This is a genomic window from Parabacteroides sp. AM08-6, from assembly GCF_003473295.1.
In the GTDB taxonomy this organism is placed as follows: Bacteria; Bacteroidota; Bacteroidia; order Bacteroidales; family Tannerellaceae; genus Parabacteroides.
This window is the reverse complement of record NZ_QRMP01000022.1, coordinates 25033-41233: the sequence shown is the minus strand read 5'-3', so window position 1 is coordinate 41233 and position 16201 is coordinate 25033. Positions and strand designations below refer to the sequence as shown.

10 protein-coding genes are annotated in these 16201 nt (G+C 42.8%); 7 read left to right on the top strand and 3 right to left on the bottom strand.

The genetic code is table 11. The annotated features are described in order from the left end of the window. Window positions 1–508 precede the first annotated feature (508 nt). From DW103_RS13010 to DW103_RS12985, 6 genes are all read left to right on the top strand, one after another. Window positions 509–4726, top strand: coding sequence for a DUF6383 domain-containing protein (locus DW103_RS13010; RefSeq protein WP_122276828.1), 4218 nt, complete (start codon window positions 509–511; stop codon window positions 4724–4726). A 450-nt stretch (window positions 4727–5176) separates the two neighbouring features. Then, on the top strand, window positions 5177–5941 hold the full coding sequence (locus DW103_RS13005) for a ParA family protein (RefSeq protein ID WP_122276826.1): 765 nt from the start codon (window positions 5177–5179) through the stop codon (window positions 5939–5941). 13 nt (window positions 5942–5954) lie between these two features. After that, entirely contained in the window at window positions 5955–6845 is an 891-nt protein-coding gene (locus tag DW103_RS13000; RefSeq protein WP_122276824.1) for a ParB/RepB/Spo0J family partition protein, read from the top strand. After that, a complete protein-coding gene (locus DW103_RS12995; RefSeq protein WP_122276822.1) occupies window positions 6842–7552 on the top strand; it encodes a DUF5683 domain-containing protein in 711 nt (236 codons plus the stop codon). The genes DW103_RS13000 and DW103_RS12995 overlap by 4 nt, the downstream gene beginning before the upstream one ends. 4 nt (window positions 7553–7556) lie before the next feature. Beyond that, complete coding sequence (locus DW103_RS12990; RefSeq protein ID WP_122276820.1) at window positions 7557–9113, top strand: lytic transglycosylase domain-containing protein; 1557 nt, start codon at window positions 7557–7559, stop codon at window positions 9111–9113. 85 nt (window positions 9114–9198) lie between these two features. After that, window positions 9199–11502 (top strand): bifunctional (p)ppGpp synthetase/guanosine-3',5'-bis(diphosphate) 3'-pyrophosphohydrolase, encoded by a 2304-nt coding sequence (locus DW103_RS12985; protein WP_122276818.1) that lies wholly within the window; start codon window positions 9199–9201, stop codon window positions 11500–11502. 126 nt (window positions 11503–11628) lie between these two features. On the opposite strand, the gene DW103_RS12980 is transcribed toward DW103_RS12985, so the two are convergent. The 3 genes from DW103_RS12980 to DW103_RS12970 all read right to left on the bottom strand — a co-directional run bounded on the left by DW103_RS12980 (window position 11629) and on the right by DW103_RS12970 (window position 13467). Beyond that, complete coding sequence (locus DW103_RS12980; RefSeq protein ID WP_122276816.1) at window positions 11629–12024, bottom strand: DUF3127 domain-containing protein; 396 nt, start codon at window positions 12022–12024, stop codon at window positions 11629–11631. A gap of 81 nt (window positions 12025–12105) precedes the next feature. Beyond that, window positions 12106–12468: a MerR family transcriptional regulator gene (locus DW103_RS12975; protein WP_122276814.1), complete on the bottom strand. Its 363-nt coding sequence runs from the start codon at window positions 12466–12468 to the stop codon at window positions 12106–12108. Between the two features lie 15 nt (window positions 12469–12483). Beyond that, window positions 12484–13467 (bottom strand): M23 family metallopeptidase, encoded by a 984-nt coding sequence (locus DW103_RS12970; RefSeq protein ID WP_122276812.1) that lies wholly within the window; start codon window positions 13465–13467, stop codon window positions 12484–12486. Between the two features lie 98 nt (window positions 13468–13565). Here DW103_RS12970 and alaS point away from each other — a divergent pair, with 98 nt between their 5' ends. Then, on the top strand, window positions 13566–16193 hold the full coding sequence (gene alaS, locus DW103_RS12965) for an alanine--tRNA ligase (protein WP_122276810.1): 2628 nt from the start codon (window positions 13566–13568) through the stop codon (window positions 16191–16193). Window positions 16194–16201: the final 8 nt, after the last annotated feature.

The following is a 16201-nucleotide window of genomic DNA, read 5'->3' as shown; positions in this document are numbered from 1 at the left end:
AGAGAAAATCTTCCACCTGGACCCCCGTTTTTAACACAAAATCCTCCCATTATTCGCGATTTCTCGAATTTGCTCAAAAATGGGAAATTATAACATGCTGGTATGTAGGTGTTTACAAAAATGCGATGAAGTAAAAACAGGCACTATTTAGAGGTATAAAAAAAGTATGGAAATTGTTATTAAGTGATTGAATATGAAGGGGTGAAAAAATCAAATCAAAATGACTAAAAAAAACGTACGTTTTTTCTCGTCACAAAAATAGGCATAAGTTTTGAACCTGCAACTCTTTTTCCAAATAAAATTACCAATTCTATGTCCTTTCTTATCAATTAGATAGCTAAACACGTACAAAAAACCCTGTTTTTACAACAAACTCAAAATCTGCCTGAAAAAATGACTAAAATAAACGTACGTTTTCATTAGTCATTATACAATTCTTGACTGCGTGCGGGTTTTGCGATGGTTTTATATTTATTTAACTTGATATATTAATTTAAAATTTATTCGTATGCGAAAGTTTACTAAACTGAAGGCGCTTGCAATGAGCGCTATGATGATTTTGGGTACGACGACGGCGTTTGGACAACCTGGCGGTGGTCACGGTGGTGGTCAGTCTAAACCTAATGACCCCCAAACTCCTACCCCCACTACAGAGTGGGCTAAAGTTGTGGGTTTGAATACTCAAAAGCCTATTTTGTATGCTACCGATGGTAATGATGTGTTGCCAGGATTTCCCGGTAATTCATTTAATAAAGGTGTTTATTTTAAGGCTTATACCGAGGGTGGTAAGACTTCTTATTCTCCAGACCTGACTAATAAACCAACAAGCAACCCTACGGAAACGGTTGTATGGACATCCGGTGATTCTTTAGGTGTATTTTTGGGTGACAAACAAAAGGGGGAAGTCTTATTCGATTTATCCACTAAATACCTGACAGAAGTAAACAATCTTTCTTTTGTATTGAACTCAGAGAATTTTGGGGTAGCAGCTACTACGACTGCTGATTGGTATGCAAAAGTCAGTGTTTATGGTTTGGATGGAAAGCTTGTAAAGCAATCTGCTTTATTTGTTAATGGCGAGAATAATAAAGATGCTGTATTTACAACGAAGAACCCGATTTTTTCAACAGCTACAAGCGGAACAAAAACAATTTATCTTTTTGATTTAGTAAAAGATGTCATAACTGATATTACTCAGTTTAATGAAACAGGTTTGAGTAATAAACTGATTCGGATTGAATTGTTTTCTGACTATGTTGAATTCAAAGGAACTGGAAGTGGCTCTGTAAGCCATTTTGCACCTGCTTTGGTTGTAAGCAATTTCCAGATGAATTTCGCAGAACCAGGCTTGGAACTGACTGCTAGTAAAACAAGTTTCAATGCAGGTATGGGAAGAACAAGTTGTGATAATGGTACGTTGACTATGAAAGCAACGAACATTCAGTTCCCATATGGAACTAAAGTGGAGGACGCTTTTGTTTATTCTTGGCCTACTGCTACTTACGATGTTGGTTATCAATCGAATAAAAGAATTTTGTATGCGAAAGACATTGTAGCAAAGAACGCTGCTGCAACTGTAACAGATACTTATAGTTTCAAACCGGATACAATCGGTACTTATTCAGGTAAGTTCCAACTTACTTCAAAAGCTTCCGACCCATTGAGTCCTATTCGTCTTTCTGCTTCGACAGCAACTGTTAGTGGTAATTCTATTCCTCATGTTGAATTTGATGAAGGTCATGTTTACTTTAATAAGAATTTCTTGACTAAGAAATTAGGAATTAGTGGTTACAACATTCCTGCTGGGGCCGATCTTGATTTTTCTGCTTATGAAAAAAGGACGACAGATCAAGAATGGTATGAGTATGGAGATATAGATGTGGATGAAGTGTTTAATATCTCTTCTTGTGGTAAAATTGAAGGTTCAGATGGTGATCCTTATTTGAATTTGACACTAGCCCAATGGACAAATGATATTACTCGTGCAGAGGCTTGGCAGATTAGAATCAGAAAAAGTTATAGGGTTGAAAACGCTTTCCCGAATTCAGAGAGAACATCTTATAATGGGGTAAGAATTTACCCGTATCCGACTGCAATTGCTGCAGCCAGAATTGGTGCACTGTGGTTAACGTATGAAGGCGTGAACTTTGATGGTACAGAAGGTCGTTTTGAAGCAGACAATGTATTCTTTGCTCCTTATGACAAAAGAGATCCGTTAGATAATACTCGTCGTGTATCTCGCGTGAAGACTTATATGCTACATGGTAGCGAATTGAAACCTTCAGATGACGATGGTATTGCAATAATAAAGATTACAATGCAGAATCTGAATCTTGATTATAATAATCCGAATGCTGATGATAATCAGGAATTCCGTTTCAAACTGAATGAAAGCGATCCGTGGATTAATAATAATACAGACACTTTGACATTGTCTATCGATACTCGTGATGATGCACTTATGAAGAAATTCCGTGAAGAAGGTCTTCCTATATATGTTCAGTTCGTACCGAATAAGGCTGGTTTTGAAAATCCGGAACTTGCAGAGGAGAAATACTGGCTGCCTGATACATATGAATTGCAGGCATGGGTAGTTGAACCTATCGATGAAAATTCAGAGATTGAGGAAGGGTGTGATTGCTATTATAATTACGTACGCGTTGTGGCCGGTTTGTATGGTGATACACGTGCTAATTTGTGGAGTAACATCAATAATCTGTCATACATAGAGGAAATGCATAACTCTTGGAGACCTGCATTTGGTAATATGTTCCCGGAATTAGTTTATCCGGAATTCCAGAAATATTATGGAAAAGCATATCTGGATGACTGTGATTATAATAATCCGTTCGCAACCGATTCATTCTACGTGGCTGGTTATAACTTGAAGAAGAAAGTTGATATAACAAAAGCTGTGAATGTAGAAGCTTATCCGAATGCATTTACTTATGTTATAAAGGATATGCTGAATGATGGCCGTATCGTGGATGAACTGACTCCGAATGAATATGGAGAAGTATTAGGTTTGGTGATTGTGACATTTGAACCAAAGGATGAAAAAGTAGCAGGTGTTCATAAAGCTGAAGATGTGATTACTGTGGCTTCCAATGAAAATGTAGTACATTGGCAAGGTTGCGAATGCGATGACTATCCACAGCTAAACAATAATATGGGTTCTTCTAATGGACATTTGGCACCAGGCGAAGATTTCTATTATAATCTATATGTAAATGAAGGTGAAGTTTACGGTATGATTTATAAGCCGACTATTACTTTCGAATATGAAACTCCGATTTCAGGAGCTGTTGATGGTGCGACTCAAATACCTGTTACTGTTAGAGGTGAAGAGTTTAATCCGGCTCGCAGAACTGCAATCAAACGTTCGTTGACAAAAGTAGGTTATGACAATCCGTTTACTTTGAAACTTGCTGCCGGTGATGTAGTAGTTGATGCAAATGGTCAGTTCTCTGTAACAGATGTTATCACTTATGCTCCTACGGCTATTAATGCTTGTGCAACGGATAACTCATTCTTGGTTGAAGCTCCTTGTCTGACTGCTGAAAAGGTAATCGAAGCTACTCCGACTGTTAGTGGCGTTCCTTCTTTGTTGCCGATGACTCATGGAGATATTGACGGTTCTACCGCTATTATCAAGTGGAACAAGGTTCCGGGTGCAGACTATTATAAGGTGAAAGTTGGTAAACTGTCTCCGATTAACACGTCGAAGAATGTATTTATCTCGGAAGTATTGGCTTCTAAAGAACAAAATGTACTGGCTGTCGAATTGTTCAATGGTACAGGAAAAGTAATCAATCCTAAAATGTTGGTTAACTATTATCTGCAAGTTGAACGTACAGACAAATCCGGTAAAGTGTACACATTCTATGGTCACTTCAAGAATGAAGATATCAATATTACCGACTTGAATGGCGGTTGGCATTCTACAGCTAAGATTATCAGTACATACTCGGATAAGAAGGGTACTGATGAAAATGCCGGTGATCCTGTACAGATTGTTATCAGCGATAACTACAGATATACTGTTCGCTTGATGGAAGGTGAAAATCAGATTGACATCTTTACATTCGGTGAAGCCGGAGCTCATTTGGCAAGAAAGTCTCAGAATGGCTTACCAATGAATCAGGGTGACTTTAATATCGCTGAATGGGAAACAATCAATACTTCTTTGGTAAATGGTGAAGCTACAGCTTACTATATGTGGCAAGATGAAGATAATGTTGAGTTCAGCATTTTGAATGGTGCAGAATCTTCTGAAATCCATGCTACACATAAAGATAACCTTACTGCCGACGGTAAATATATGACAGCTCATGTTATCAACCTGAAACCGAATAGCTTGTATGATGTTCAGGTAACTGCTTATCATCCTTGTCTGTATCCGAATGGTATTTCTGCACTGGGACAAGACTTTATCACGACTTCCGAATTTGTAGTCGGAACCGGTGATGTGGAAATTCGCTTCGGTCAGGAAGGTTCTGTAACACCGAATGAAACGATTTCTACCGAAGGTGTTCAGGTACTGGGTGGAAACGGTTCGGTAACTATCTACAATGCAACAGGCAAGAAAGTAGTGGTAAGAAATGTTTTGGGTCAGTTGATTACGAACACGGTAATCGCTTCTGATATTGAAACGATTTCAGCTCCTGCCGGTGTTGTGGTTGTCACTGTAGACGGTGGAACAACTGTAAAAGCACTTGTTAAATAAAGCATAGAGTTGCGGAAGGTTGGCCGACTACCAACCTTCTGTTTCAGAACAACGCAATTTTATAATCAAATAATTCGTGACTGCGTATCTATTCACATCTCAGAGTAGATAAGTATCCTGAGAAGGGGAACAAGTGGTCAATTTAATATTAATAATACTAAAGTATTGAAATGAAGTCTTGCTGTACCCTCTGTGAAGAGAGTCGGCGGGTAAAAACAAACCCCGGCAGTTTATTCTGTCGGGGTTCTGTTGTTTAAGACAAATTCGTTATCATTTCCAAAAAAAACATTCCATTTGCCACATTAGCAATCAGTTATTAAATATTCTGTTTATATTTGCAAGTTATCAACAGATAAAGCGACTTTTCAACAAAACAGATATTGTTTTGATTGAACTGATTTGCGTTCATTTTTAAATGTTTAGTTTTGCTCCCGAATAAATAGACAAAGTATGGGAAAGATTATCGCTTTAGCAAATCAAAAAGGTGGCGTAGGCAAGACTACAACCACGATTAATCTGGCTGCTTCGCTGGCTGCGCTCGAAAAAAAAGTGCTGGTTGTCGATGCAGATCCGCAGGCTAACGCTTCGTCCGGATTAGGTGTGGATATCCGAGGTGTGGAATTGTCCATTTACGAATGTCTGGTGAATGGCGAGGATGCTAAAGGGGCGATTAACAAAACGGAAGTGGAGGGATTGGATATTATCCCTTCGCATATCGATTTGGTTGGCGCGGAAATTGAAATGCTGAACATGGAGAACCGGGAACAGATATTGAAGCAGATACTGCTCCCTCTGAAGGATTTGTATGATTTTATCCTGATAGACTGTTCTCCCTCTTTGGGACTGATTACGGTAAATGCCCTTACGGCGGCCGATTCGGTAATGATACCGGTGCAATGCGAGTATTTTGCACTTGAAGGTATCAGTAAACTGTTGAATACAATTAAGATTATAAAATCAAAGTTGAACCCTGCGTTGGAAATCGAAGGCTTCCTGCTTACGATGTACGATTCGCGTCTGCGTCTGGCTAATCAGATATATGAAGAGGTGAAACGTCCGTTCCGGGACCTCGTTTTCACCACTGTTATTCAGCGAAACGTCAAACTGAGCGAAGCATCCAGCTATGGTAAACCGGTGCTGCTTTACGATGCGGAATCGAAAGGTGCTTTGAATCACATGCAGTTGGCGCAGGAACTTATAGAGAAGAATAAATAAGAGGATTAACGAAATGGCAGTAATGAAAAGATCAGCCCTTGGAAGGGGATTGGATGCTTTGATAACGATGGACGACTTGAAGACGGGTGGTTCTTCGTCGATTAGTGAGATAGAATTGAGCAAAATCCAACCCAACCCGGAGCAGCCCCGTTCTATTTTTGAAGAAGAGGCCTTGGAAGAATTGGCTACATCTATCCGTTCCCTCGGTGTTATCCAGCCGATTACATTGAAGGAAATCGGAAAAGATAAATATATGATTATATCCGGTGAACGCCGGTATCGTGCTTCTTTGATAGCCGGACTCGAGCGTATTCCGGCTTATATCAAGACTGCGGCGGACGAGAATGTCGTGGAGATGGCGCTGATAGAAAATATCCAGCGCGAGGATTTGAACTCCATTGAAATTGCGTTGGCTTACCAGAAGTTGATAGATAGTTATGGTCTTACCCAGGAGAAATTGAGCGAACGGGTCGGAAAGAAGCGGGCAACGATAGCAAACTATCTCCGTTTGCTGAAACTCCCTGCTGAAATTCAGGTCGGTTTGAAAGATAAAAAAATCGATATGGGACATGCCCGTGCGTTGATACCTGTCGAAGACCCGGAAGTGCAGTTGGCTCTGTATGAACAGATACTGGCCGAAGGCTTATCCGTGCGTAATGTGGAAGAGATAGTCCGTGCGGGTATCGATGTTGCTGCTGTTAAACAAACAAAAGGAGAGAAGCTAACCGCTCGCAAGCCGAGATTGCCGGAAGAGTTCAACCTGCTGAAAGAACATCTGTCCGGTTTCTTCAAAACAAAAGTCCAATTGGCTTGCAATGAGAAGGGTAAGGGGAAAATAACCATACCTTTCGCTTCCGAAGAAGAGTTGGAGAGACTAATCGCCTTGCTGGATAAATTGAAATGAGACATAAGATATTCGTTATTTTTATTATACTATGTGGTTGTTCGTGGAGCGGATGGGCACAGGTTTCTGTCACGGAAGTGAGAGATACCGTAGGGATTGCCGAACCCGACTCGTCAGTGCAGGCTGTCCTTTCGGCGGCTGAGGCACAACCGCAGTCACAGGTGAAATTGCATACTTTTAAGCCGGACCCGAACAGGGCATTATTGTACGCATTAGTGCCGGGGTTGGGACAGATATATAACAAGAAGTACTGGAAGCTACCGTTGGTGTACGGTGCCTTTATGGGATGTATGTATGCGATTACATGGAATAATAAAAATTATAAGGATTATTCTACGGCCTATTTCGATATTGTGGAAGACTATAAGCTTGTCTTACAAGCGGAGCAGGAAGGAAAGGAATATACGGGCCCATGGGGTTCGTGGGTGAATTATGTCCCTTCCGACAGAGAAACGGAATATGTCAAAAACACCCAGTTTCAGGACAACTTGAAACGACGGAAGGATTATTTCCGCCGTTACAGGGACTTGAGTATCATAATCACGGTCGGAGTGTACGCAATCAGTATGATTGACGCTTATGTGGATGCGCAGCTTTTCGATTTTGATATTTCGCCCGACCTGAGCTTGCACTGGTCGCCGGAGGTGACGCCAAAAACTCGCGCCACATCTGCTTCCTACGGATTAAATTGTAGTCTAAAATTCTAATAAAATGAATAAATACCTGCTTATCCTATTCTGTTTGTTTTCTCTGATGCAACTTGTCCGTGCACAGGACGATGCGGTGTCGGACGAACAGCAGTATTCGACATTATCGACAGACTCGCTGTCTGACGTAGTAGGTCTGATACCTGAAAGTTTGGATGCCAATGTGGATAGCTTGCTCCATACCTGGCATGTGCAATACTTTTCGAAAGTAGAAGAATATTGCCATGACGATGAAGAAAATGTTTATTTTGCCGACTCGGTTTATGAAGAACGCTTACAACGCTTGCCGAGTGTTATCCAACTGCCTTATAACCGGATTGTACGTGATTGCATCGATTTGTATGCAGCCCGTAAACGTGATTTGGTGCGTTATATGCTTGGAATGGCGGATTTTTATTTTCCTCTTATCGAACAGGTGTTGGATAAGCATAATCTGCCTTTGGAACTGAAGTATCTGGCTGTCGTGGAAAGTGCTTTGAACCCGGTAGCCCTTTCGCGTGTAGGTGCTTGCGGTTTATGGCAGTTTATGTTGCCGACAGGTAAAATTTACGGTCTTGAGATAAACAGCTTGTTGGACGAACGCCGCGACCCGGAAAAAGCGACAGAGGCTGCTTGTAAATATTTTAAAGATATGTATGCCATTTACGGCGATTGGAATTTGGTGCTGGCTTCTTACAATTGTGGGCCGGGTAATGTAAATAAAGCCATTCGCCGCTCCGGAGGTAAGACTGATTTCTGGGATATTTTCCCTTATCTTCCCCGGGAAACCCGTTCGTATGTGCCTTTGTTTATTGCCGCCAATTATATTATGAATTACTATTGCGACCACAATATTTGTCCGATGCAGACCAGTTTGCCGCTTGCCACGGATACGGTTATGGTGAACAGCATGCTCCATTTGCAGCAGGTATCCGATGTACTCGGAATCGATATAGAGTCGCTTCGCGCTCTGAATCCGCAATATAAGCGCGATATAATCCCCGGGAATGTGAGAGCTTCCATACTTAAACTTCCGGCAGCCCAGACGTATGCGTTTGTGGATAAGGAAGATACTGTCTATAAACACCGGATTGAAGAATTATTGGCCAATTGCGTGCCGGTGAATGCTTCTTCTTCAAAAGAATTATCCACGGAAAAGATTACTCATGTGGTAGCTGCCGGCGAAAATATTTATACCATTGCAAACCGCTATGGAGTGACCCCGCAGGAGATACGTAAATGGAACGGGCTAAAATCGAACCGTGTGGCTAAAGGCCGCCGTCTTCGCTTGAACATCGATAATGGCGGTGTTGCTTTTGCCCAGCCGAAGACGAAGAAAGACGAACCCCAATCTTCAAAGGCTGGAACCGGGGGGAAGGCAACTTCCGGTAGTGTTCAGAAGGACGCATTGACTAAAGCTTCCGGCAAGAATGTGACCACTTATAAAGTACAGGCCGGCGACTCTCTCTATTCGATAGCGAAGAAATATCCGGGTGTCTCGACAGACGATTTGCAGAAAGCCAACGGCTTGACAAATGCGGATATTCACCCCGGGCAAGTCCTTAAAATACCTGTCGTGTAACTTTTCTGTCGCTTTCGCTCATTTGTAAGCAAATATTTATATATATTTGCCTACATAGATGTTAAAATCCAGAAGGATATTCGATATGAGCGACATAAATAACACAAAAGACACAACAGATGTGCAGCCGGCACAGGACGCGACTCCTGCGCTCTCTTCGGATGAACAGACAATTCAGGATGGCTTTAACGAGCTGTTGAATGATTATCTGAATTCCAACCATCGTCGTAAGGTGGAACGTATTACCAAGGCTTTTAATTTCGCCAATCAAGCACATGCCGGTGTAAAGCGTCGTTCGGGTGAACCCTATATTATGCATCCGATAGCCGTGGCACGTATTGTTTGTCGCGAAATGGGATTGGGTTCTACTTCTATATGTTCGGCCCTTCTGCACGATGTGGTGGAAGATACCGAATATACGGTAGACGATATCCGGGATATGTTTGGTGATAAGATTGCCCAGATTGTTGATGGCCTGACAAAGATTTCCGGCGGTATTTTTGGCGAAAAAGCTTCGGCGCAGGCTGAGAATTTTCGGAAGCTTCTGCTCACAATGAGCGATGACATCCGTGTTATTTTGATAAAGATTGCCGACCGTCTGCATAATATGCGTACTTTAGGCTCCATGTTGCCCGCCAAGCAATTCAAGATTGCGGGAGAAACTCTTTATCTATATGCTCCGATGGCACATCGCCTGGGACTCTTTTCCATCAAGACGGAACTGGAAGACTTGAGCTTTAAATATGAACATCCTCAGGAATATGCCTTTATCAATCTTAAATTGAAGGCAACGGAAGAAACTCGTAAGACTTTGTTCGAGCATTTTGCTGTTCCGGTGGATGTCAAATTGAAAGCGATGGGATTGAATTATGAAATGCGTGCCCGTGTCAAGTCCGTCTATTCCATTTGGAATAAAATGGAGAGTAAAGGTGTCAGCTTTGAGGATATTTATGATATATATGCTGTTCGTATCATTTTTGACCCATTACCGGGAGTTGATGAAAAGAACCAGTGTTGGGATATTTATTCGGCCATTACCGATATATACCGTATCCGTCCGGACCGTATCCGCGATTGGGTAAGTCGTCCGAAAGCCAATGGCTATCAAGCATTGCACCTGACTGTTATGGGACCTGACGGACAATGGGTGGAAATACAAATCCGCAGTCGCCGGATGGACGAAATAGCCGAAAAGGGCTTTGCCGCTCATTGGAAATATAAGGAACATAATGTGGAGGAAGATACCGAACTCGACAAATGGTTGCAAACGATTACTGAGATATTGGAAAGCCCGGACCCGAATGCTCTTGATTTTCTGGATACAATTAAATTGAATTTGTTTACTTCCGAAATATTTGTCTTTACCCCGAAAGGAGACATTAAAACATTGCCTCAAGGGGCTACCGCACTCGATTTTGCTTATGCTTTGCACTCGGACATCGGAAATAAATGTATAGGAGCAAAGGTAAACCACCGCTTGGTTCCTCTAAGCCATCCGCTGGCTAGTGGTGACCAGGTAGAAATCCTGACTTCCCGTTCGCAAAACCCGCAACCGGAATGGCTGAATTTTGTAACGACGGCGAGAGCACGCTCAAAGATAGATGCTTTCTTGAAAAAAGCTCGGAAAGAAGTGGCTAAGAACGGTGAATTGAAAGTTTTGGAAGCCTTTAAGAAGAATGAACTTGAAGTTAACGCCGGTAATATTGACAAGTTATGCATGTATTTTGGTTTCTCTAAACGGGAAGAGTTTTTTTATGCCGTAGAAAGAGGCGATGTGATTTTGCCGGAAAATATTAAAAAGTTGCTTAAGGAAAAGACTGATAATGTCCTGTTCAAGTATGTAAAGCAAGCTCTTAAAGTGGCAGCTAAAGTAGCAACTAAAGAGGATAATGAGAAGAAAGACGCTGAAGAGGTAAAAGAAAAGCCGAAATACGATAAAAAGAAACCTTATGTTCTCAAGGAGGAGGCTTTCGAACGCAATTACGTGATAGCAGACTGTTGCAAACCTATTCCGGGTGATGAAGCTCTTGGCTTTATCAACGATGATGGGAATGTGGTTGTCCATAAACGTTCCTGTCCGATTGCCATGCGCCTGAAAAGTAGTTTTGGCGAACGTATCCTGAATACGGAATGGAGTAGTCATCATTCATCGTTTGAAGCGACGTTGGAAATAAAAGGCATTGATTCCATGGGTGTGTTAAACACAATCACTCATACGATATCGGATGATTTCAATGTGAACATTATTCGTTTGTTGATAGAAGCGAAAGATGGCGTTTTCGAAGGAAAAGTAAAGATGAAAGTGCATGATGTGGAGGATATACAACGTATGTGTGTGGTATTGTCGAAGATAAAGAATATAAAGTCTGTTGCTCGTATAGCAGACTGAAAATAAAAAGCTTAAGGCTCTTTCGGAAAAACCTTAAGCTTTTTACCGGATATCCTATAGCTTTTTTACGAAAAGGTTATAGGATATTTTTTATATAACAGTTTGCCTGTCCGGACCCGGATGCAATCAGAAAGGTAAATCATCTATCGGATTTGCCGGCCCAAAGTCCGGGGCATCAGGAGCAGCAGGAGCGGATGTCGGTATCATATCCTCCGGTGTGATGGCTCCGGGGGCTGATTGTGGGGCTGTTGCCGTCGGACGTTCTACTTTCCATGCGCTGATATTTGTGAACCAACGTCCCTGATATTCACGGCTATCTATATCGAAATATACAGTAAGTTCTTCTCCGGGTTGTATGGCTGCCTGGTCGATACGGTCGGCACCGAATATCTGGAAGCATACTTTTTTAGGGTATTGGTCATGTGTTTCGAGTACGTATTCCTGTTTTTTCCACTCGTTCCCATTTCGGCTGGTACCACCCTGGACAGGTAGTACGGCAATAATTTTTCCCGTAATTTCCATGTTTATCGTTTTATTAAATTGAGTGCGAAGGTACGGTTTTCTACTGTAACTTGCTAATTGTTTGGTCTTGTTTTTATCTTATCACTCCTTGTTTACCGGTTCCATGGCATCGAAAGCATCTTTTATGCCCAACAGTTCTTCTTTGATTTGTTTTAACCTGTTTACTATTTCTTCCTGCCGGATGGTTGTTTCTCTGTTGTCTTTTAGTTTCTGCCGGGCACCGGCCAGTGTCATGCCCCGTTCTTTTACCAGATGGTAGATGAGGCGGACGGCATCGATGTCCTCTTGTTTGTAGAACCGTGTACCTTTAGCCGTCTTCCTGGGACGGATAACATCGAACTCTTTTTCCCAGAAACGCAGAGTCGATTCGTTGACATCGAACATTTGCGCCACCTCGCTGATGGAAAAATAGAGCTTCAGATTTTTATCTTTATTTAATGCCATCGTCTTAAACAATGTTTAATCCATAACCTGACCGTGATTTTCCGCAATCTGAATCATCCGGTCATATTCTTCAGGTGTAAGGTCCATATAATAATATTTGGACGGGTTGTCATGCTTGCCGCGGACAATGACTTCGTAATGGAGGTGCGGACCGGTCGATTTACCGGTATTGCCTACTTCGCCAATCACTTCTCCGCGTTTTACTTTTTGTCCGACGCGGGCTTTGAACTTACTCATGTGCCCGTATAATGTCTGGAACCCGTGTCCGTGGTCTATCATCAGACAGTTCCCGTATCCCTGTTTCCAAGCGGCGAAGGTGACGACACCATCACCGGTAGCATAAATTTCCGTTCCCACTTTGGCAGAAAAGTCCATTCCCGAGTGGAAACGTGGCGTACGGTAAATCGGGTCTATACGTACACCGTAGCCTGACGCCGTACGCTTCAAATCTTTATTTGAGATAGGTTGGATGGCGGGGATACATTTACTCCGTTCCTCCTGGCTCTTTCCTAATGCGATAAGCTCTTCCAACGAATTGGATTGAATGTAGAGCTGCTTGCTCAACATATCCATCTTTTTAGTGGTGGCCACAACCAAATCGGCATTGGAAAGGCTCATCAAATGCTCGTAACGGTTGCTCCCTCCAAAGCCGGATTTGCGAACTGATTCCGGAATGGATTCGGCTTGGAAGATGGCACGATACAAGTTTTCATCACGTTGTTGTATGTCGTCTAGCACCTCCAAGGCATTTGTCAGGCGGAGTGAGAGTACTTCATATTGGGTTTGCAGCAATTTATTCTCTTTTTTCAATAACGATTCAACCGGTGAATCGAATGTACGCGACAAAATAAAGAATATGCCTACCCCTATGGCAAAACCGATACTCAGGTGGCGGAGCACACCGAAAAAACGGTCTTTGGCGGAGGGGTAAACCCGTTCGTAGCTGAGTGTATTAGGATTATATAAATAGTATGTTTTACGGCTTTTAAACAGTTTCATTGAATATTTTCTTGTTTGAATATGCGCAAAAATAATAATTTGCTGTACTTTTGCAAATTGTTTTTCAGAATATTAACGAGACTATATAGAAATAGATTATGTTGACAGCAAAAGAAATCCGTGAATCATTTAAAGACTTCTTCGCTTCCAAGCAGCACCAGATTGTGCCTTCAGCTCCGATGGTTGTGAAGGGCGATCCTACATTGATGTTTACCAATGCAGGTATGAACCAGTTTAAAGATATAATTCTGGGGAACGTACCCCGTAAATATCCACGCGTCGCGGATTCGCAAAAATGTCTTCGTGTAAGCGGTAAGCATAATGACTTGGAAGAGGTGGGGCACGATACCTATCATCATACGATGTTCGAAATGCTGGGAAACTGGTCGTTTGGCGATTACTTCAAACAGGAAGCTATCAACTGGGCTTGGGAATATCTGGTAGACGTGCTTAAACTTGATTCGGACCGCTTATATGCAACTGTATTCGAAGGAAGTCCGGCTGAAGGCCTTTCGCGCGACGATGAGGCTGCCGGCTACTGGGAACAGTTTTTACCGAAAGAGCATATAATCAACGGTAACAAACACGATAACTTCTGGGAAATGGGAGATACCGGTCCTTGCGGTCCTTGCTCTGAAATCCATATCGACTTGCGTCCGAACGAAGAACGCGCCGCTATTCCCGGTCAGGATATGGTGAATAAAGACCATCCGCAAGTAATTGAAATCTGGAATCTTGTGTTCATGCAATATAACCGTAAAGCCGACAGTTCTCTGGAACCGCTTCCTGCAAAGGTAATCGATACCGGTATGGGCTTCGAACGTTTATGTATGGCTTTGCAAGGGAAAATCTCCAATTATGATACAGACGTATTCCAGCCGATTATCAAGGTGATAGCCGGAATGGCAGGAACCGAGTATGGTAAAGATAAACAACAGGATGTGGCTATGCGGGTTATTGCCGACCATATCCGTACAATCGCTTTTGCTATTACGGATGGCCAATTACCTTCCAATGCGAAGGCCGGGTACGTGATTCGCCGTATCTTGCGCCGTGCCGTTCGTTACGGTTATACGTTCCTCGGACGCCGGGAGGCTTTCATGTATAAACTGTTGCCTGTCCTGATTGAGACAATGGGGGATGCTTATCCCGAACTGATTGCCCAGAAGACCTTGATAGAGAAGGTTATCAAGGAAGAAGAAGAGTCCTTCTTGCGTACGCTGGAAACAGGTATCCGCTTGCTGGATAAAAAGATGGAAGAAACAAAGGCGGCCGGAAAAACTGTTATCAGCGGTGTCGATGCCTTTACTCTATATGATACGTATGGTTTCCCATTGGACTTGACGGAGCTTATTCTTCGTGAAAACGGTATGGAAGCTAATATCGACGAGTTCAATGTCGAAATGCAGAAACAAAAAGAACGTGCCCGCAACGCGGCAGCTATCGAAACCGGCGACTGGATAAGCTTAAAAGATGGGGAATGTAAATTTGTCGGTTACGACCTATTCGAATGTGACGCTGAAATTCTGCGTTACCGCCAGATTAAGCAAAAGAACAAGGTGCTGTATCAGCTTGTGCTGGACCAGACCCCCTTCTATGCGGAAATGGGGGGACAGGTCGGTGATACCGGATGGCTGATTGCCGACGATGAAACGATTGATGTACTCGATACAAAACGGGAAAACAACCTGCCGGTACATTTGGTGGCAAAACTACCGAAAGATGTAACGGCTACATTTACTGCTAAAATCAATGAAAAGAAACGTATCCAGTGCGAATGTAACCACTCGGCGACTCACTTGCTGCATGAGGCTTTGCGTGAAGTCTTAGGAACACATGTCGAGCAGAAAGGTTCGTACGTATCGCCCGAATCGCTTCGTTTCGACTTCTCCCACTTCCAGAAAGTGACGGATGAAGAAATTCGTAAAGTGGAACGTTTGGTTAGCGAAAAAATCCGTGCCGACTTCCCGTTGGAAGAGCATCGTAACATGCCGATAGCCGAAGCTAAAGCGTTAGGGGCTATGGCACTGTTCGGCGAAAAGTATGGTGATGAAGTCCGCGTTGTAAAATATGGCAGTTCTGTCGAGCTATGCGGTGGTACACATATTCCGGCAACCGGTATGATTGGTTCTCTTCGCGTAATAGGCGAAAGTTCGATTGCCGCTGGTGTACGCCGTATTGAAGCTGTCACGGCTGAAGGTGCTGAGAATTATACTTTCCTGCTGCAAGATTCTATCCGTGAGTTGCGCGGTATGTTCAATAACGTGCCGAACCTCGCCCAGACTATCAGAAAAGCAATCGACGAAAATGCCGAATTGAAAAAGCAAGTAAGCGATTATGTCAAAGAAAAGGTTCAGGCGTTGAAGAAAGATTTGATTGCAAATGCCATTGAACGGCATGGCGTGAAAGTCATCGTTTTCCGTGGTGAAGCGAATGTAGATGCCATCAAGGATTTGGCATTCCAGATTAAAGGTGAAAGCAGTACCGACGAAAAAGTATTCTTTGTTGCCGGGATTAAGGACGGAGAAAAGTGTGCTTTGATGGTCATGATGAGCGAACCTCTGGTTGCAGAAGGATTGAATGCCGGTACACTCGTGAAAGACGCTGCCAAACTGATACAAGGCGGTGGTGGCGGACAACCCCACTTTGCAACGGCAGGAGGTAAAAATCCGGATGGATTGAGTCTGGCTGTCAATCATATTTTGGAGGTTGCCGGTTTGAAATAAAAGTATAT